The sequence below is a fragment of the Bacillus sp. GC_Bacil_1 genome (genome assembly GCF_026540675.1).
GTDB lineage: Bacteria > Bacillota > Bacilli > Bacillales > Bacillaceae_G > Bacillus_A > Bacillus_A cereus.
Genome location: NZ_JALNUG010000018.1, coordinates 23112 through 43704 on the forward strand (window position 1 = coordinate 23112; position 20593 = coordinate 43704).

Genomic DNA, 20593 nt, shown 5'->3' on the forward strand with positions numbered 1-20593 from the left:
TCTCCCTACTTTTCCATCTATCCCCTTCCTCACTTTATTGTATACGAAATCCCTATAATTCCCAAAGTTTTTGTTTATTTTTTTTGCTGTTCCACGTGAAACAGCAAAAAAAATAAAAAGGGCGAAAACCCGCCCTTTTTCATTAACAACAGCGTGATATTTTTCCACCCTTTGCGTTAAATCTTGCTTCTTGTGCCTCAGCAAAAAACTGCTTTTGACATACAATCTCTTCTTCTGGATGATGCTTTTTCATATGCTCTACGTATATTTCATAACTTGGTACCCCAACGAGCAAACTAATAAAGCGCTTCCTTTCCCCCCATACTTGCCACAGCTTTTTAAGCATAGTTCCTCGACTCACTTTCATCTCTAGGAATATATGGTGCCTCTTTTAACGGCATTGGCTTATTTCTTAATACTTGTATCCAAATTCGAAGTGCTGAAATTAACACAGCGATTACAACTATCATAAAAATCCCACAAAGCGCTGCATCGATATAATCATTAAAAATAATTTGCTTCATTTGAGCAACATTTTTAGCTGGTGCTAACACTTTCCCTTCATCTAGCGCTCCCTGAAACACCTTCGCGTGAGATAGAAATCCGATTTTAGGATTTTCATGAAATAGCTTTTGATAACCCGCTGTCATTGTTACAATAAGCAATCCCACAGTTGGAATAAGTGTTACCCAAACGTACGCCTTTTTCCCCATTTTGAACAAAATTGTCGTTCCAAGTAATAATGCGATACCCGCTAACATTTGATTTGCAATACCGAAAAGTGGCCATAATGTATTAATTCCACCGAGCGGATCTATTACCCCTTGGTATAGGAAATATCCCCACCCTAATACACATAACGTTGTAGCTATTACATTCGCTAATGTAGAATCTGTTTTCGCAAAAGGCTTATATACATGCCCTAAAATATCTTGAATCATAAATCGTCCTACACGAGTTCCTGCGTCAATCGTTGTTAAAATAAATAGGGCTTCAAAAAGAATGGCAAAATGATACCAGAATGCCATCATCGCCGTTCCACCTATTACTTGCGAGAAAATATATGCCATACCTATTGCTAACGTCGGTGCGCCACCTGTACGTGATAAAATTGTTTGCTCTCCAACATTTACAGCAAGTTCTTTTAATTCATTTGGTGTAATAGCAAATCCCCATGAAGAAATAACTTGAGCTGCCTGCGATACATCCGTACCAATAAGTGCCGCCGGACTATTAATCGCAAAATAAGTTCCTGGCGTTAATACACAAGCTGCAATCATTGCCATCGCTGCTACAAACGACTCCATTAACATTGCTCCGTAACCAATTGGCTGTGCATGTCCCTCTTGCTCAATCATTTTTGGAGTTGTACCAGATGAAACGAGAGCATGGAATCCAGAGACCGCACCACAGGCAATCGTAATAAATAAGAACGGGAATAAATTACCAGAGAAAACAGGACCAGTTCCATCAATAAATTGCGAAACTGCTGGCATTTGTAAATTGGGTGCTACAATTAAAATACCTATCGCCAATCCAACGATTGTTCCAACTTTTAAAAATGTACTTAAATAATCACGTGGTGCTAATAGCATCCAAACTGGTAATGCAGATGCGATAAATCCATATACAATAAGCATAATAGCAATTGTTTCACCACTAAATGTGAACATACTTGCAAGTGTTGGGTTTTCTGCTACATACTGTCCTCCAATAAGAGATAAAATAAGTAGGATAATACCAATTACTGACCCTTCTCCAACACGACCAGGCCTAATATAGCGCATATAAACTCCCATTAAAATAGCGATAGGAATCGTTGCTGCTATTGTAAACATTCCCCAAGGACTTCCGATCAGTGCCTTTACTACGACTAACGCTAATACTGCTAATAAAATAATCATAATTCCTAAAATACCTATCATTGCAATTAGTCCTGTAACAGGTCCAATCTCATCCTTAATCATTTCTCCTAACGATTTACCATTACGTCTCATCGAAGCAAATAAAATGACAAAATCTTGGACAGCCCCCGCAACAACTACCCCAACAATAATCCAAATGGTCCCTGGTAAATATCCCATTTGTGCTGCTAAAATCGGTCCTACTAAAGGTCCCGCCCCAGCAATCGCTGCAAAGTGATGTCCAAATAATACCCACTTATTTGTCGGAACATAGTCTTTCCCATCGTTTAATGTATGGGCTGGTGTTTGCCGATTATCATCTAAATTAAAAACCTTTCTCGCTATAAATCTACTATAAAAACGATAAGCAACCGCATATACACATACGGCAGCTACTAAGAGCCATACAGCATTAATGGTTTCACCTTGTGATAAAGCTATTACCCCAAAAGCACCTGCTCCTACTGCTGTAATAACGCCCCAAAGTAAGATCGATTTCAATGTCTTCACATACAATTCCCCCAATACTATTTCTTAGTGGAGATTGTACTAAATTTTCTGAATATTTAACTTGAATCCTCCTTATCATGAAGGATTTTCAGTTTATCATGTTAAAATACTCTCATTACCTACTATAATTCAATGTTATTTCGAAGGCGTTTTACATAATTACGACTGACTGGAATCGGTTGCTCATCATACCTATCTAAATACAAATTATACGTTCCATTATAATAAGGTTTCAGTTCTTTTACATATGACATATTAATTAAATAGCTTTTATGCACACGTAAAAAATCATATGCATTTAGCTTATTTTCTAATTCCTGAAGTGTATATGTTGAAATATACTGATTATTCGTTGTGTAAATTGAAACAGTTTTATTTTCTTTATTTTTACTTACATATACGATATCTTCTGGAAGCATATATCGTATACCTTCTTGACTTTCTATCGGTAGTTTCCGCAAATAACTCTTTGCTTTCTCACCTTGTTCTTTACCTATTTTATATAAAAGAAATTGTAAATCTTCTTCACGAAATGGTCGTAATAAATAATAAAATGCTTGGAAACGAAAAGCTGTAATAGATTCCTCTATGTTTTCACCTACAAAAATAAATTTTGTATAGCAATTTATTTCTCGTAATAAACTTGCATATTCAAAACCAGTACCATCTAGTAATTTGGAACTTAAAAAAACAAAGTCTGGTATATGTTTTTTCATCATAAATAAAGATTCTGTTCCTGTCTTTGCTTCAAAACATTCTACATTTCTCATATTTTCAGTGAATTTTTCAGCTAACTCTCTTCTCTCTTCTGCCTCTTCCATGATCAGTAAAATTTTCATTTCTTCAACCACCTAATTCTTTGTCCATATGTCCTGCTGTATACATTCGCTTTTATAAGAAATAATCCCTTTTTCTTACTATACCATTATTTATCTAAAAAAACAGAAAAAAGGAAACCCCTTCGGTTTCCTCTCCCCCTTTATCCTACATTAACTGCCTAGAAAGAGCCGAGTAGTGTAGGGTAATAAACGATCAGGCATACATTTAAAATTTCACTTTATACTAATTCTCGTTGCTTCGTTTCTTGTCCAAGTATTACTACAGCGAATACACCAATTAAAATTGATCCGCAGAAAATCGTAAATATTAATGATAGTGAAGCTTCTGAGGCAACTAAATACCCCACTAATAGTGGCCCAAGAATACCACCAATACGCCCAAATGCTGCTGCCATTCCTGCACCTGTACCACGAATAACGGTTGGATACTGCTCAGGTGTATAGGCGTATAATGCTCCCCAAGCACCTAAGTTAAAGAAGGATAGTAACATACCTGCCACGATTAATACTGTTAATGAATCCGCAACCCCAAACAAATAGGCACTGCAAGCTGTCCCGATTAAATACGTAACCAAAACAAATTTACGACCGAGACGTTCAATAAACCAAGCAGCAGTGAAATATCCTGGAAGTTGAGCTAATGTCATAATAAGTACGTATTGGAAACTTTTTATTAAACTAAATCCTTTTAGCACCATTACACTCGGTAACCAAAGGAACATTCCATAATAGGAAAAGACAACACAAAACCATAGAATCCATAGCATAATTGTTGCTTTACGATATTCCCCAGACCAAACTGATTTTATATTTTCAATAACAGATGGTCTTTTTTCAACTTTTTGAAACCTTGGGGAATCCGGTAAATTCCATCTTAAATATAAAGCATATAGTGCTGGAACTGCACTCAATACCATCGCAACTTCCCAACCATATTTCGGAATAACAAAATACGAGATAAGAGCTGCAATTAACCATCCACCTGCCCAAAAACTTTCTAATAACACAACAATTTTCCCACGCTCATGTGCTTCAACACTCTCTGATACTAGTGTAGAGGCAACCGGAAGCTCTCCGCCAAGCCCCATACCAATTACAAAGCGTAAAACGAGAAACATCGCGAGTGTCGTCGTTAACGCAGTTAAACCACTACCGATAGAAAATAATAATAATGTAATAATAAAGACTGATTTTCGCCCTATTTTATCTGATAGTATCCCAAAAATAAGCGCTCCTACTGCCATACCGATTGAGTTAATACTACCTATCCAGCCCATTTCCTGGCTCGTTAATCCCCAATCCTTTTGCAAGGCTACCATTACAAATGAAAGCATTCCAACATCCATTGCATCAAATAGCCATCCAAGCCCAGCTATACCAAGTAGTTTGCGCTTCGAAATTTCTTTTACCTTACCCACTAGAAGTCCTCCTCACACAGGTGTCTTTACACATCATTTTACATGTGTGAATTGTATAAGTAAAATACTTTTGTGTAAAAAATTTCTCCTTCATCATTCCCAAAAAGTAAAACGTCTATCCCGATTGGTGAGGGCTAATAATCAGTAGGAATGCCTCACTGATTAAAGTTTCAATTTATTAAAAATGAACAAATAAAAAAAGCAGCGATATTTCGCTACTTTTTCGAACGCATTACTTCTTTTAAAAATTCCGCTAATACTAACTGACGACGCCAGCGTGTTGGATTACTGCATAATCTATAAAACCACTCTAAATGAATCGCTTGAATCCATTTTGGTGCACGTTTTACTTCTCCAGCCCATACGTCTAAACTTCCACCCACTCCAACAGCCATTTTCGTTTCTAAACGATGCTTATTGTTTTGGATAAAGTTCTCTTGTCTCGGGAAACCGAGTGCAACAAGTAATAAATCTGGTTTTGCTTCTTGAATGCGAGAAATAATATTCTCTTCGTCTTCTTGTTTAAAATAACCATCTTGTGTACCGGCGATGGATACAGCTGAATATGTCTTTGTTAAATGATCTGCTGCAGCTTGTACAACATGCGGCTTTGCACCTAATAAGAAAACAGATACTGGTTTACTATCTTCTGATAACTTCGCAAGTAAATTACACATTAAATCAAAACCTGCTACACGCTCTTTTAAAGGTGTACCAAGCATACCACTTGCCTTTACAACCCCAATACCATCAGGTGTAATTAAATCTGTATTCAATAATGTTTGATAGAACTTTTCATCCTTTTTTGCGCACATAACAATTTCAGGATTTGCTGTTACTACCTGAAACGTATGAGTTCGTTCCGCTTCTAGTTGTTCTTTTAAATATTGGACCGTTTCATCCATTGTCATTGTAGAAAAAGGAACGCCTAGAATATCAACTGTTTGTACTGCCATAGTTAACTATCCTCTCTATCATTACAAGTTTTTCGCTATTAATTGCTTATATGTTTCTTTTGTATCTTCATATAGTTTTTGAAGTGAGAAGTTCATAGTAGCATGCTCATAAATATGTTTACCCATTGCTGCTAATTCTCCAGTTTTCCACTTATCATACGCTTCTTCTAAAGCTAATGCTAATGCCTTTCCATCACCTGTTGGCACAATCCATCCGTAAGTTTCATCTACGATTAATGGCTCAATTTCTCCAGCCCTAGTCACAATTGATGGTACGCGTTGGTTTGCCGCTTCTAATAAAACTAGTGGGAACCCTTCACTATGGGAAGTTAATAAATTTACATGTGACGACGCAAATAATTGTTTTACATCTTGACGATGTCCTAAAAACTCTATTTTATCGTTAATCCCTTTTTCAGTAGCTAATGACTTTAGATTTTCTTCTAATGGGCCATCGCCAACTAATAATACTTTAATTTTCTCTAATTTTGTTTGTTGTAACGCATCGAATAAAACTTCATGTCCTTTGACAGGATGTAATCGTGCTACTTGGATTGCCGTAAATACATCTTCATCAATATTGAACATTTCTTTTTTATTATAGCCTTCTGCTTTTTCCTGATCGTATTCAATTCCATTATAAATAACATGCATCTTGTCATTTGAAATGCCTAGTGCTGCCAAGCTTTTTTTCAATCTATTTGTTACAACGAAAAATAAGTCTATATTTTTTAAGGCTTTCGAATTTAATTTCGTAAAAATCCAACCTTTTAAGCCCTGTTTAGTAAAGTCTTGAAATGGATCACTATGAATAGTCGTTACCCATTTTGCCTTTATTCTCTTTTTCATTAAAGAAACATAGAAATTAGCCCTAGGACCATGCGTATGAACTACATCAAATTTTTCTTTATTAATAAATTCACTTATATTCTTTAAAATGGATAAATCATAGCGCGATGTTTGTGAAAACACATGGACTTTTATACCTAACTCCCTTGCTTCCTTCGCAACAATTCCATCTTCAAATACTGCTAATTCTACTTCACCAGTTGGAAACTGATCGAGAAGTGAAATAATATGTGTTTTCCCTCCCCCATCTTCTGCTCCTGCATTCATATGCAATATTCTCATATTTTTTCCTCCTTTAAATCCTCGCTACGTTTCCATCTATTTTTATTTTACTGTACTAAAAAATAAAAGCTAACAAAAGTTAGCTTTTATTTTTATCATTCAATTTCTAGGTCTACTATTAGATAAGCTAACACCACTACAAAGTAAATCCCAACTCCTGGTGCTGTTAAAATATGTCCTGCAATATAAGCAATACCTAACGCTAACAATAAGCTTGCTGAAATCATTCCATATTTTATATTAAATATGTCCTTAAATCTCGTAGCAAATGCTAGTAAAATTCTTAGCCCGTAATAAATAAATGGAATCATTAGTAATACAAAGCCAATAATACCGAAATCATAAAACCAATCATGGAAGTCCATTTCAATTAGTTTTGGATCTGGTTGCTTTTGTTCATTGTATTTAAAGTTACCTGCATAACCCATTCCTAATAACTTTTGTGACATTGGCGCTTCTTTAAAGAACTGCTTATGTCTTTCTTCATATACTTGACGTCCACTGAAAATAAGATTTTCTTGATTTTCTTTCTTTTGCTCTTTCTCAAGCTCTTTCTTAACTTCCTCTTCTATCTTCGCCTTTTCTTCTGGCTTTTCACCTTTATGATGCTTTTCTTCTTTTGCTTTAAGTTCTTGTTCTTTTTTTAGCTTCTCTTTAATTTCTTTTTCTTTTTGACCTTGCTGTGCTACATTTTGCTCTGATAAATAATTATTGTGAATACCCATATTTTGTGCTAATGGCGTTTGTTTAAACGTTCCAACTACACCAGCTAATAGGACAATAGCGATTACTGCATTAAGCGCAAGGGATTTTTTGTTCGGATTTTTTCTATCAAATAATAATTGTAGTACAATGATCCCGATTGCTGCCGCTAACGTAGCACCAATTGAGCCCATTCCTACTTTTGTACCAACTTGAATTAGTGAATAAATCATTAAAAGTGATGGAATCCAATATAAAATGTGTTTCCAGCTCTTCGTTTTTTGAATAGAATATAGTACTACAATAGGGAAAATAATAGCTAAGATTGAACCTAGTTCATTCCCTGCATAGAACCAACCTCGAGAACCAACCTTCATCCATTCATAGCTACCAAAGTCAGTAGATGTTGAAATAGAAATAACCATAATTGCATTAATGATTAATGTAGAATATACAATACTATTTCGAACCTTATCACTAATATTAACTGTCTTTTTCAATGATTTTAAAGCTAAAATGTATGATCCCAGCATTATATATATATATAATGCTTTCGCAACAAATTTAACCTCTTCACCAAGTACAATAGGATTTTTAACTAGTTTGTTATTAATAAATCCTATTCCTAAAACGCCGGCTAATAATATAAGATAAATTAGAAACTTTCTATTTTCCTTCTCTTTTGCCTGAATTAAAATGTAAATACCACCAACAGCCATAATAAGGAATCTTACTAAAATTCCAACAGTAGCATTTGACTTTAATAAAGTGATGCTAAGAGACGTTAATAAATCTAAAACAGGCTGTAAAATAATAAAAAAGAGCAAAAAATGCTCAAATCTGACCCTAGCTTGATTTGCTAACATTCCAAGACCTCCATACAAAATCTTAACATTATCTTTTAATCATAATTTTTATCTTCAAAACACACCTAGCAATTATAACATAACTCATATTTAAATTGAGAACTTATTTTTATGCCGAAACTAACCAAATCCAACTTAAGTAGTACTAGAAAACATTATCCTTTAGCTATCCTTCCCTATCTCTATAAAAACTATCTAACACTCTTCCACTTATTATCAGCATTATAGTAACATTTGTTAATTTACTTATAAATATATAAAATTTAATAATTACATACAAACACCCACTCAGCTATCCTACAACTAAAGATTAACCTTGCTTCGTTTTCTCCTAAGCATTTTCAAACGCTTTCTTTATGTATTTTATCCGTTTTTATACATGTAACGAAAAGTAATTGTTATTTCCAATACTTTAGTGTATATTTTTTCTCTGGAACATCTTTAAGAGAAAGGGATTAAGGCCATGTTATTAATCGATATATTTACGTTTCTTGGCATTATCGCCGCTGCCATTTCTGGTACATTAGTTGGTTTAAAAAAAGATTTAGATTTATTTGGTGTCCTTTGTTTAGCTGTAGCTACTGCGCTCGGCGGCGGTATTATTCGTGATATCATGATTGGTAACCTGCCCCCTGTTGCATTTGTAAAACCCATTTACTTTTTCGTAAGTGTATTATCAGCACTATTTACTTGTATGTTTTTTGAGCGCATCAATAAACTTCAAGTCGTTATTATGCTTTCTGATGCTGTTGGCTTAGGCGTTTTTACAGCTATTGGTGCAAATGCGGCAATGTCACATCATGTTGACGCCTCATTTCTAGTTGTTTCAATGGGAGTCATTACAGGTATTGGAGGCGGTATTTTGCGTGACATTTGTGCTCAAGATATCCCTTACGTATTCCGAAAAGAGATTTACGCAATCGCTTCTATCTTAGGAGCAATTAGCTTCCTAATCACACACGCTATGGGGGCGCACGTATTAGCTTTCTATGTTTGTTTATTAGTAACATTCGTTATTCGTGTCGTCACTGTAATATATAATGTGCATTTCCCTGTTTTCTTTAAAACACATGCTAAAATTAATAAAGGCCATTAAGAGAATTCTAGATAGAATTCTCTTAATTTATATACTATTCAACGAACTAATATAGAGTAATTATATATAAGCATATATAATTACTCTATATTAGTTTTAAAATTGAAAACGTTTTATATACAGGGGGAAGAATGATGCTTGGGGTTTTCAAAAAAAATATTAATAAAACAAATGCCAGTATAATCGAATTAAGTAAGGACCAACAGATAACTTTTAATGTACCTACTAATTCTGAATTGAAAATTCAAATGGATATGCTACATATTTCAAAAGAAGATTTACAAGTTGTAAAAATACTACAGCCTTTTATTTATGCAGAAATTGATTGGATTACTGAAAAATTCTATGCCAACATTACAAAACAACCTAATTTAATTACTATTATTGAACGTTACAGCTCTATTCCAAAACTAAAACAAACTTTAAAAACACATATTAAAGAATTATTCAGCGGCAATATGCATGAAGATTTTATTGAACAGCGTGTTAGAATTGCCAAAAGACATGTGCAAATTGGTTTACATCGAAAATGGTATACAGCTGCTTATCAAGAATTATTCCGCTCTATCATGAAGATTTTGCAAACAAAAATAACAACAATCGATGATTTTTCCTATTCTATAAATGTTATAAATAAATTATTCACTCTTGAACAAGAACTTGTTCTTGCAGCTTATGAATCTGAATATGAAAGAATACAAAAAGAGCATGAGAAAGAAAAAGAACTAACTGCTATGACAATTACGCATATCGCAACAGAACTAGCTGCTGTATCTGAAAAAACAAGCTCTTCTATTCAAAAACTAACCACCAAATCTGAAACTATTGTAGAGATTGCTAAAACAGGTACATCATTAGCTACAACATCTGAAGAAAAAGCGAATAAAGGAAAAGAACAATTAAACCAGCAAAACAAACGAATGGGATCTATTCAAATGAATATGGAAACGATTATTACAGATACTCATGAACTCCTCAATATTTCTAACAAAATTAATGAAATCATAGATATTGTTAAATCGATTGCGGAGCAAACCAATTTACTCGCACTAAATGCTGCTATCGAGTCTGCACGTGCTGGAGAATTTGGGAAGGGGTTTTCTGTTGTTGCTGGTGAAATCCGAAAATTATCAGAGCAAACGAAAGAATCTATATTTAACGTTACAAAGCTCGTCGAAAAAACAAATGAACAAATTACCCGTGTCTCGTCTTCCGTGAAACAAATTAGCTCTCTCGTATCGGAAGGAACGGATAGTATGTCAGCAACAGATCGATACTTCCAAGAAATTGTAAAAGATATGTCTAACTCAAAAGAACAGAATAAGAAAATTGAACATGAGCTACAAGCTATTTCACAAGTAATGAAAGGAATTCAAGATGATTCCTCACAAATGGCTCTAACAGCCGATAATTTGCAACTAGAATTAAATCGATAAGATGAAATTTAGTAGTCAGGCATACTTTCCATCTGTACTGACTACTAAATTTCATCTTCCATCAAAAAAAGAATCCAGAATGGATTCTTTTTATTTTCTGAAAAATATTTTTTGACAATACACATAACTCATATAAACACCAAAGCTCTGCAAAATAAACAATGCCGGCATAATTACATTATAATATGCCATATCTACTTGGAAGAGCCTTAACAATACGTAGCCACTAATTAAAAATAAGAACAACATATATCCCTCATTTTGTTGTTTCTTAATAAGGAAGTGTAATAGAGCTATAGTCATAAACAATGTTACGGCTATATATATCAGTTTTTCACATTTGAAAAGAATAGAATTTATCCCCTCATCTGAAAACTGATTTATCATCGGCTCTAAAAGTTTAAATCTTTCTCCCTCAATCTCTTTTAACTTTTGATCAATATGCTCTGTTACACTTTGATTTTTCGATATTTTTTCCTCATGTTTCTTTTTTCCAATTAAGACAGATTGAACATACGTCTCATTCGAAATCGTATATTGTGACAATCCCATTGCCTTAATTCCATAATTCACACCAAAATGAGTACTATAAAATAGAATAAGTATCCCTACCATCTTTAGTAACACTTTTTGTTTCGTTGCTGATTGAGACACTTCAATTAATAATACATATACAGTGATAAAAATAGGAAGAAATAATCCTATCGGGAAAATCATATTACTAAATGCAAATAAAACCGCTGAAAACACCCACATATAAGGATGATCTAACCCTTTATATAAAAGTATGTAACAAGCAAAATAAAATAAAAATATTGCAAGTGACTCAGGAGTTAATACGGAACTCAGCAATATATTTGGAATATACAGAGCATAAAATATAGAAGCAATACGACCGCATTCTTCTCCAAAAACCATTGCCGCAATACGATAAATAAAAAATGCGGTTCCTGCGCAAAATAACACATTAAATAGTTGTAAAGCGAATAATGTATCACCGAATATACGAATGATTACTGACTCATATATAATAAAAGGCAAATGAGTTACAGTCCCTATATTATTACCAATTGCAATCTGCTTTGCAGACTCATACATCACTTTCATATCACCAATTATTGGAGCATCTACAAATAACAGCATACTAAGCCTCACAACTATAGATATACTTATAAGAAAAATAAGAAATTGTTTATCTGTAAAACGATATTGTAGAATTGATGCCACTAACAAAATAAGTATGACGAAAATTGCCAATATGATTGTTACACTTGTTGTACTTCCTCCAAAGAATTGCTTACTTGTCTCAAATGCTACCCAACAACTATAAACGAAAAATGCGAGCATCGCACCGATCGTAATTTTATTGAAGAAAGATGAAAAATTTGTTTGTATATGATTCATATGTCCATTGCACCTCTATTTCCATTCATAACAAAATGATTCTATCATGAATGGGTACACGGCTGATAGGGAATTTCTATGACGAATACATAGTCATTACTTTTTACTTGCAATGTAAGCGAATCCTCTTTTACACTACATTTTAGATAAAATAAATTTTCTTTCAGTTACATGAATACAAATACAGAAGTTTAAATAATCCTCTTTTGGAATACACTTTACTTCATTAAATATCTAATATGAGTACTCCACTTACACATATTATTCTGATTGAAAACAGACTATAGGGGCTGAATATATGGAAAAGAAATTCATGCGAGAATCTAAAGCAATTAAGACAACACGTGTTTTTCCTAACGATTTAAATAATCACCAAACACTTTTTGGAGGGAAATTATTAGCAGAAATTGATAGTATTGCTTCAATTGCGGCTGCAAGACATAGTCGTAAACATTGCGTAACAGCATCTATTGATTCAGTTGATTTTTTAACTCCAATTCACCAAGCTGATTCTGTTTGTTATGAAGCATTTGTATGTTATACAGGGAAATCTTCAATGGAAGTTTTCGTAAAAGTAATCGCAGAAAATTTATTAGCAGGCGAGCGTAGAATTGCTGCTACTTGCTTCATTACATTTGTAGCAATAAAAGATGGAAAACCTTCGTCCGTACCACAAGTACTCCCTGAAACTGAAGAAGAACATTGGTTACACACAACCGGTTTAGAACGCGCGGAAAACCGAAAAAAGGGACGTTTAAAAAGTAAAGAGATGGCTGAGGTTTTAACTTTAAGTAAGCCTTGGAATATTTAATACAATCTTTTCATCATACATGCACAGGTTCTTCCTTGCATGTATTTTTTTATACAAAATATCACCTCTTACCATTTTATTCTCAATCTTTTCTCCTAAATCATGCATCAGCTTTTCCTTTATTTTGTTATACTGTTAATGGTATATTAAATAAAGTTCGTTTAAAAATAACCATAATATGATTAAGTATATAAGGGATGGTGCGGTAATGACTATTGAAGTACCAATTTCAATACCAAAAACGTTAATTATTATTCCAGCGTATAACGAGGAAGAAGCAATTGCAGATACATTAACAAGATTATTAAAACTAAAACAGCATTTTACAGGATTAAGCATTTGCGTTATTAATGATGGATCACACGATAAAACAGCTCAAATCGTAAAAGATTTTCCTGTTCACCTTGTGAATTTACCATATAACCTAGGTATTGGCTCAGCTGTACAAACTGGATATAAATACGCATATGAGAACGGATATGAGATTGCGATTCAGTTCGATGCTGATGGACAACATAATCCAGATGATTTATATAAAATTATAAAGCCTATTGCTGAAGATGAATGCGATATGGTGCTAGGGTCACGTTTTACAGAAAAAACAGCCTATAAAGGTAGTATTTCTAGAAGGATCGGTATTTTTTATTTTACTGCTCTATTGAAAGTACTAACAAAACAAACATTTATGGATCCAACTTCTGGATATCGTGCTATCAATCGAGAAGTAATTAAAATTTTTGCACACAACTATCCAAAAGATTATCCAGAACCAGAAGTTCTTATTCATTTAAAAAAGAAAAAACTTCGCATTAATGAAATATCTGTAAATATGCAAGAACGACAAGGTGGACAATCTTCCATCACACCTTTTAAATCTGCATATTACATGATTAAAGTAAGTCTTGCTATATTGATGCAAAAAATCGTGAAAGGTTGATAATAAATGCCTATAATTACCTTTTCATTCATCTTTATTTTATTATTATTATTATTAATTATTAATTCCATTCGCCGTGGAACTTTAGAAACGAAATATGCTATTTTATGGATTTTAGTTTGTATTGCAATGGCTATTTTAAGTTCTACTGATAAACTTATAAACTGGATTGGAAAACTATTAAAAGTAGAATATCCCCCTTCCATTTTATTCTTATTTGGACTATTATTCTGTTTCATCTTAATTTTCGACCTAACAAGAAAAATTTCTAAACAACATCATCAACTTGTAACATTAACGCAAGATTATGCGTTACTAAAGCAAAAATTAAATGCAACTAAGCCAGACAAAGACTAACCTAACATTTCAAAGTTAATATAAAAAACCTCTTAATTTATTTCAAAAATTAAGAGGTTTTTTTATTCTCAATAATAATTTATTCGCCTTCACAATCGTTACAATAAATACATCCTACTTACTAATAAGTTAAAATGGTATGAATAAGAATTTATATGCAATAGACATGTTAAAGCTGTTTGAAATACGAGAATTAACCATAAGAATCTCACTTCCCGCCACCTTTTTAATAGAAAGTTGATTTACAAAGTTTATATGCGTTAAACTTATACAGATGTTCTTGTAATCTTCTCCCTTTCAAAGGGCTTGTATATATGGTGCAAGACATAAAAAACTTGAGGAGATAAAAATTCTATGATGGAACAAAAGCAACTTGTTTCTGTTGTCATACCTCTGTATAACACGGAAAAATATATTGAAGAAACGATACAGTCAATACTAGATCAAACATATAAAAACATTGAAATTGTAATTGTAGATGATGGAAGTAAAGATCAGTCACCTCCTATCGTGAAAAACCTTGCCGAAAAATATCCAGGGCAAGTAAAATACGTTCATCAAAAAAACCAAGGTGTTTCGGTAGCTCGTAATACAGGTATCGAAAGTGCTAGTGGAGAATATGTCGCTTTCCTTGATAGTGATGACTTATGGCATCCAACTAAAATTGAGAAGCAAGTCGAAAGTATGCATAAAAACAACATGGACGCGTGCTATTGTGGTTATATGAATTTCTACGAAGAAACAGGCGAGAAGGTTGAACATACAACAAACTTTATTAAAGGCGATATGGCAAAAGCATTCCTAACACATCAAGTTGTTGCTCAAACAAGTACTTGGATTTTCAAACGATCCATCGTAATGGATCATAACATTCGTTTTACACCAGGATGTAGTTGGGGCGAAGACTTGGAGTTTTTATTTAAGCTTATGAGTGTAACAAATGTATGTTATGTCGATGAATACTTAACATATTATAGAATCTTATCAGAAGGAAATCTTTCTTCTAAGTATAAAGATTATGAATTAAAAACAACAAAAGAGCTGGAAGTATTCAATCGTATGAAGGACTGGGTACATAATAAATCCCAAGATTTCATTACAAAAGATTCTCAGTCACTTATTGAAATTCTTGAGACTTATTTATTCCCTTATACGGTTATCAATAATGCTTGTATATACATTAAAGAAAACTCTCAATTAAATAATGCCCAAGTTCAATTAATCAAAAAAGATATAAAGAGATATTGCCGTAAAATCTATTCAAAAAATGGAAAGCGTAGTAAAAAGCTATATGCAATGCTTTGGTTTGTACGAATTAAATTTCTGTTTTCTTAAACCGAAAATATAACGATACTCTCTCTTGCTGTGAACAAATCAAATTTACAAATAGGACAAGCTAACCGGGTCCTAAAGAATAGAAAGGTCCTTTCTCATGAAAACAAATAAAATTCTAAAAAACGCATCCTACCTCTTTGTAGGAAACATTACTGTCCGCTTTGTACTGGCCATTGCAACAATTCTCTTTGCAAGATATGTTTCTCCAGAGGATTACGGTATGTTTACAACTGCATTAGCAGTTTCAGCTGTTATTTGTTACTTTACAGATGCAGGTTTGACACATACGTTTATGCGTGAAGGAACGAGAAGCGATGCTAATATTAGTGTACTAATAAGTAGTTATTTACGTATTCGTTTAATATTAGCTATCGTAATTTCTGTACTCTTCGCCATTTTTGCCCAGTTCTTCTATCCCGATGCTTACTTACGTGCGATGGTATATTGGGTTGTTCTACCGACAATGTTCGGAGCAACTTTACAAGGTGTTGGAATGGCTTACTTCCAAGTAACAGAACGCATGCAATTTACAGCTATTATTTCTGTACTACAAGGTGTAACAGCTGCTGCTGCCTTATTACTAGGAATGTCTTTTCAATGGTCACTTATGATGGTTGCTGCTATGTACGGGGTATCTAGTCTTGTAACAGGTGTTATCGCCTTTATAATGACAATACGCTATACGAAAGTCCATAAGGGTTGGGATAAAGGTATTTTAGATCAACTACTTATTTTCACAATCAATGGAATCATCATTATGCTCTTACCACAATTGGGGCCTATTATATTAGAAAAGGTTTCAACATATAATCAAGTTGGATTCTTTGGTGCTGCATCTAAAATACCTGCTGTACTATATCAAATACCTGGAGTAATTGCAGCTGCCTTTTATCCAAGGCTTTTTGCTTTTGGTAATGAGAAAAACATTGAAGAACATAGAAAATTATCAAGTTTTGAATTAAAACTTATGTCTTTTTTAGGAATGGGAATTTCTATCCCCTTTATTGCTGATCCAAGTTTCTGGATTATTAGTTTATTAGGAGAAAAGTACGCTCCCGCCGGTGACGCTCTTGCTATTTTAGCGTTTATGGTTATTTTACAATCAATTAACTATCCACTAGCCGACAATTTAACAACAATTGGCCAGCAATGGAAACGTGCAACAACAATGACTATTGGATTAGTTGTTGCCATCATAGGTTATATTGTATTAGGTAGTAAATATGGAATGATGGGGGCAGCTGTCGCAGCTATCCTTACCGAAATTACACTATTAATCGGATTTACCCTCTTTATTCGTAAAGGCATGCAACTATTAGTTAAAGGAATTATATTTAATTCCTTAGCCTTTATTATTAGTTACGGTATATACCGAATTGCATTAATCAGCTTACCGCCACTAATTGCTTTAACTCTTACTGGTATACTATACGGTATGATCGGCATTGTAATTGATCCTCAAATACGTGGATTCGTTTTAGGGTTTATAAAACAAAAATTAGGTAAAAAGGTAGTATAAAGTTAAGTTCCTTTTCAAAATCATGAAAAGGAACTTAACTTCTTTATTTACATCTGTTTTTCATATGTATAATTGTTTCTTTTAACCCATCATAATAAGAAGTTTTTGGTAACTCTCCAATACATTTCTCATATTTCTCCCCGCTTAATACAACTGGTTTTTCCGTCAAATATAGCATTTCCACAAATTCTTTCATCTGCTTATCAAACAGACCAATGAACTGGATTATTCCTCTTTTTACAGTTATTATTCGTTTAGTATATCCCGTTAATTCCCGTATGTGCTGAATCATTTCCTCACCTGTAATGACACCATAACCTGGTATGTTCCAATTTTGTCCATAGGCCTCATCATGTGAAGCTAATTCAACCATTGCTTTTGCACCATCTGGTGTGAAAATATATTCACGGGCAATCTTTTTATCTCCAACAAAGCTAGACATTTTATTTGCAAGTATTGCCTTTAATGTATGATGGACAAGTGTGCTTTCTGCATTTGGACCATAAAAGTCTGGGAAATGAGCAATAAACATTCGTACATTAGCTTGTTTTGCCATCTCTTCAAGTTGTAAACGAATCTTCCCTTTTTTTGTGTGTGGTCTCTTTTTAGCATCTTCTTTTACAAGCCCTTCCCCTTGCCTTCCATACGCATAAATATTATCAACTATTCCTAGTTTGATACCGTAATGTTTCGATACCTCTAATATGTTTATCAATAATTTCTCTTGCTGTTTCTCCCAATCTGAATACGGAATATTTACAGCATGAAATATAATATCAACATCTTTAGCAGCATTCATTATATCCTCTTGTATAAATACATCGCCTGCTACAACTTCTACATGTTTGTTCCCAGAAAATAATGCACCTAATCTCTCCTTATTTCTTGCAAAAGCAACTACATGAATCCCTCGGCCACATAATTCGTTTACAATTGCATAACCCATTGAACCAGAAGCACCTAATACTAAAGCCTTTTTCATTATAAATCCCCTCCTAAATTAATTAACCACCGTTCAATTAATGTTAAAAAGAAAATCACTTACATAAGAAGCGATTTTGAAATAAACTCTACATGTACTTTAGCCAAACCTTGTAGTTCTTCAAACGTTTGACCACTTCGGCAATAATGTGCTACAAATCCATGTAATGATAAAAAAACAGACCATATTATTATCGCATTTAATTTCCCATCACATAAAGAAGAAATAACCTTCGCAAATTTTTCATAGCTAACATTAGGACTATTTTCCAAACACTCTTTTAATTCGGCATCTTTAATTAAAAACATAATTTCATAGTGACTCTGATTTCTTAGACCAAATTCAATAAAACCGAATAAAACCGCTTTTAGTTGCTCTTCTCTCGATAATTTTTGATTACAAATTTCATCTAACTTTTTATTTAATAATTGAAAATCCTGTTCCACCATTGCGTAAAATAGCTCTGCTTTGTTTTTAAAATGATAATAAATCGAACCATGGCTATATCCAAGTTCTGTTGCAATTTTGCGCATTGAAGTATGTTGATATCCTTTTGCTATAAATAGCCCCCTAGCTACATTCATAATCATTTCTCTTGTTAGTTCTTGTTTAACTGCTTTCCTTGGCGACATATTTCATACCTCACACATTTAATTAACCACTGTTCAATTATATTATATATTTTCAGAAAATTAATGCAACCCTTTTTGAAAAAATATACATTTTGAAATGATGGCATTATATGAAAGAATTTAGTATCATGATTCAAGGTACTATTTCAAGTTGGACGGAGGATACTATGAGCTTATTAACAGTTGAAAAATTAGGACATACATTTGGCGATCGTACATTATTTAAAGATGTATCTATGCGATTATTAGCAGGTGAGCACGTTGGATTAGTTGGTGCAAACGGTGTTGGTAAATCAACATTCATGAATATCATTACTGGTCAGCTTATTCATGACGAAGGTCGTGTAGAATGGACACCTGGCACACATTACGGTTACTTAGATCAGCATACGGTTTTAACGCCTGGACGTACAATTCGTGATGTACTAGCGGATGCATTTTTACCGTTATTCGAAAAGGAAACAGCTTTAAATGAAGTTACAGAAAAAATGGGAACTGCTACACCAGAAGAACTAGAAGAACTTCTTGAACAAATGGCAGAAATACAAGATGCACTTGAAGCAGGTGGTTTCTATTTACTAGATATGAAAATTGAAGAGGCTGCACGTGGTCTTGGAATTGATGCTATTGGTTTAGATCGTGATGTTTCAGCACTAAGTGGTGGACAACGTACAAAAGTGTTGCTTGCAAAGCTATTACTTGAACAACCAGAAGTGTTATTGCTTGATGAACCTACTAACTATTTAGACGTTGAACATATTCATTGGTTAACAACTTATTTAAAAGAATATCCACATGCATTCTTATTAATTTCTCATGATACAGAATTTATGAACAAATGTGTTGATGTTATTTTCCATCTAGAATTCACAAAAATGACACGCTATACAGCGACATATGAAAAATTCCTAGAACTAGCAGAAATCAATAAAAATCAACATATAAACGCTTATGAAAAACAGCGCGAGTTTATCAAAAAGCAAGAAGACTTCATTGCAAAGAACAAAGCTCGTTATTCAACAACAGGTCGTGCAAAAAGTCGTCAAAAGCAACTTGATCGCATGGAGCTTATTGATCGCCCGGAAACAGCAATTAAACCTGAATTCTCATTTAAAGAAAGTCGTGCAAGTAGTCGCTTCGTCTTTGAAGGTGAAAATGTAGAAATCGGATATACACATCCGCTACTACCAAAGCTATCAATGACAATCGAACGTGGTGAAAAAATTGCTATTGTCGGATGCAACGGTGTTGGTAAATCAACGCTACTAAAAACAATCTTAGGTAAAATTAAACCTTTAAGCGGGAAAACAAGCCTTGGGGACTTCTTAGTGCCTGCATACTTTGAGCAAGAGGTTAAAGCTGATAATATAACACCAATTGATGATGTATGGAATACATTCCCTGGCCTAGACCAACATCAAATTCGTGCGATGTTAGCAAAATGCGGATTAAAAAATGAACATATTTCTCGCCCATTAAGTCAATTAAGTGGTGGAGAACAAGCAAAAGTTCGTTTATGTAAACTAATGGGTGAAGAAAGTAACTGGCTACTATTTGATGAGCCAACAAACCATCTTGATGTTACAGCAAAAGAAGAACTTAAGAAGGCTATGAAAGCATATAAAGGAACAATCCTCCTTGTATGTCACGAACCGGACTTCTATGAAGATTGGATTACAAAAGTTTGGAATGTAGAAGAATGGTCTCAAAATAAAAATTAATAGATATAAGATTTTTATCCATATTTTATGCTATACT

The 20593-nt window shown here is 33.6% G+C and carries 18 protein-coding genes and 1 pseudogene; 9 read left to right on the forward strand and 10 right to left on the reverse strand.

The window, feature by feature from the left end:
- Window positions 1-142 precede the first annotated feature (142 nt).
- The 7 genes from OXT04_RS23150 to OXT04_RS23180 all read right to left on the reverse strand — a co-directional run bounded on the left by OXT04_RS23150 (window position 143) and on the right by OXT04_RS23180 (window position 8326).
- Complete coding sequence (locus OXT04_RS23150) at window positions 143-346, reverse strand: YbdD/YjiX family protein (protein ID WP_000914502.1); 204 nt, start codon at window positions 344-346, stop codon at window positions 143-145.
- Window positions 339-2414: a carbon starvation protein CstA gene (cstA, locus tag OXT04_RS23155; protein WP_000854308.1), complete on the reverse strand. Its 2076-nt coding sequence runs from the start codon at window positions 2412-2414 to the stop codon at window positions 339-341. The genes OXT04_RS23150 and cstA overlap by 8 nt, the downstream gene beginning before the upstream one ends.
- A gap of 122 nt (window positions 2415-2536) precedes the next feature.
- Complete coding sequence (locus OXT04_RS23160) at window positions 2537-3253, reverse strand: LytR/AlgR family response regulator transcription factor (RefSeq protein ID WP_098570455.1); 717 nt, start codon at window positions 3251-3253, stop codon at window positions 2537-2539.
- 218 nt (window positions 3254-3471) lie between these two features.
- Complete coding sequence (locus tag OXT04_RS23165; protein WP_000521106.1) at window positions 3472-4671, reverse strand: MFS transporter; 1200 nt, start codon at window positions 4669-4671, stop codon at window positions 3472-3474.
- Window positions 4672-4886: 215 nt separating this feature from the next.
- Window positions 4887-5627, reverse strand: a complete 741-nt coding sequence (locus OXT04_RS23170; protein ID WP_000290751.1) for a WecB/TagA/CpsF family glycosyltransferase — start codon at window positions 5625-5627, stop codon at window positions 4887-4889.
- 21 nt (window positions 5628-5648) lie between these two features.
- The gene (locus OXT04_RS23175) at window positions 5649-6758 is read right to left on the reverse strand and encodes a glycosyltransferase family 4 protein (protein ID WP_089172056.1); all 1110 of its coding nucleotides are present in this window, start codon (window positions 6756-6758) and stop codon (window positions 5649-5651) included.
- Between the two features lie 95 nt (window positions 6759-6853).
- Window positions 6854-8326, reverse strand: coding sequence for an O-antigen ligase family protein (locus tag OXT04_RS23180; protein WP_048564312.1), 1473 nt, complete (start codon window positions 8324-8326; stop codon window positions 6854-6856).
- A gap of 463 nt (window positions 8327-8789) precedes the next feature.
- Between OXT04_RS23180 and OXT04_RS23185 the strand changes: the two genes are divergently transcribed.
- The 3 genes and pseudogenes from OXT04_RS23185 (at window position 8790) to OXT04_RS29960 (ending at window position 10858) form a co-directional block, all read left to right on the forward strand.
- Window positions 8790-9422 carry a trimeric intracellular cation channel family protein gene (locus OXT04_RS23185; RefSeq protein ID WP_000924371.1) on the forward strand — a complete coding sequence of 211 codons (633 nt, stop codon included), beginning with the start codon at window positions 8790-8792 and terminating at the stop codon, window positions 9420-9422.
- Window positions 9423-9556: 134 nt separating this feature from the next.
- Window positions 9557-10102 (forward strand): annotated as a pseudogene (locus OXT04_RS29955) (protoglobin family protein); the annotation flags it as partial.
- A 54-nt stretch (window positions 10103-10156) separates the two neighbouring features.
- On the forward strand, window positions 10157-10858 hold the full coding sequence (locus OXT04_RS29960; protein WP_370451657.1) for a methyl-accepting chemotaxis protein: 702 nt from the start codon (window positions 10157-10159) through the stop codon (window positions 10856-10858).
- 90 nt (window positions 10859-10948) lie between these two features.
- Here the strand turns inward: OXT04_RS29960 and OXT04_RS23195 are convergent, their stop codons facing one another.
- Window positions 10949-12262, reverse strand: a complete 1314-nt coding sequence (locus tag OXT04_RS23195) for an ArnT family glycosyltransferase (protein WP_097821998.1) — start codon at window positions 12260-12262, stop codon at window positions 10949-10951.
- A 298-nt stretch (window positions 12263-12560) separates the two neighbouring features.
- On the opposite strand from OXT04_RS23195, the gene OXT04_RS23200 reads away from it, so the two are divergent.
- The 5 genes from OXT04_RS23200 to OXT04_RS23220 all read left to right on the forward strand — a co-directional run bounded on the left by OXT04_RS23200 (window position 12561) and on the right by OXT04_RS23220 (window position 17221).
- The gene (locus OXT04_RS23200) at window positions 12561-13073 is read left to right on the forward strand and encodes an acyl-CoA thioesterase (protein WP_000412120.1); all 513 of its coding nucleotides are present in this window, start codon (window positions 12561-12563) and stop codon (window positions 13071-13073) included.
- A 208-nt stretch (window positions 13074-13281) separates the two neighbouring features.
- Window positions 13282-14010, forward strand: a complete 729-nt coding sequence (locus OXT04_RS23205) for a glycosyltransferase family 2 protein (protein WP_097821999.1) — start codon at window positions 13282-13284, stop codon at window positions 14008-14010.
- A gap of 6 nt (window positions 14011-14016) precedes the next feature.
- Window positions 14017-14367, forward strand: coding sequence for a DUF2304 domain-containing protein (locus OXT04_RS23210; protein ID WP_023523610.1), 351 nt, complete (start codon window positions 14017-14019; stop codon window positions 14365-14367).
- Between the two features lie 354 nt (window positions 14368-14721).
- Window positions 14722-15702, forward strand: coding sequence for a glycosyltransferase family 2 protein (locus tag OXT04_RS23215; protein WP_097913135.1), 981 nt, complete (start codon window positions 14722-14724; stop codon window positions 15700-15702).
- Window positions 15703-15799: 97 nt separating this feature from the next.
- Window positions 15800-17221 (forward strand): flippase, encoded by a 1422-nt coding sequence (locus tag OXT04_RS23220; protein ID WP_023523612.1) that lies wholly within the window; start codon window positions 15800-15802, stop codon window positions 17219-17221.
- Window positions 17222-17264: 43 nt separating this feature from the next.
- Here the strand turns inward: OXT04_RS23220 and OXT04_RS23225 are convergent, their stop codons facing one another.
- Both OXT04_RS23225 and OXT04_RS23230 read right to left on the reverse strand, forming a co-directional pair.
- Entirely contained in the window at window positions 17265-18203 is a 939-nt protein-coding gene (locus OXT04_RS23225) for an NAD-dependent epimerase/dehydratase family protein (protein ID WP_097822000.1), read from the reverse strand.
- Window positions 18204-18262: 59 nt separating this feature from the next.
- Window positions 18263-18835: a TetR/AcrR family transcriptional regulator gene (locus OXT04_RS23230; RefSeq protein WP_023523614.1), complete on the reverse strand. Its 573-nt coding sequence runs from the start codon at window positions 18833-18835 to the stop codon at window positions 18263-18265.
- Between the two features lie 167 nt (window positions 18836-19002).
- Between OXT04_RS23230 and OXT04_RS23235 the strand changes: the two genes are divergently transcribed.
- Window positions 19003-20556, forward strand: coding sequence for an ABC-F family ATP-binding cassette domain-containing protein (locus OXT04_RS23235; RefSeq protein ID WP_048564342.1), 1554 nt, complete (start codon window positions 19003-19005; stop codon window positions 20554-20556).
- Window positions 20557-20593 lie beyond the last annotated feature (37 nt).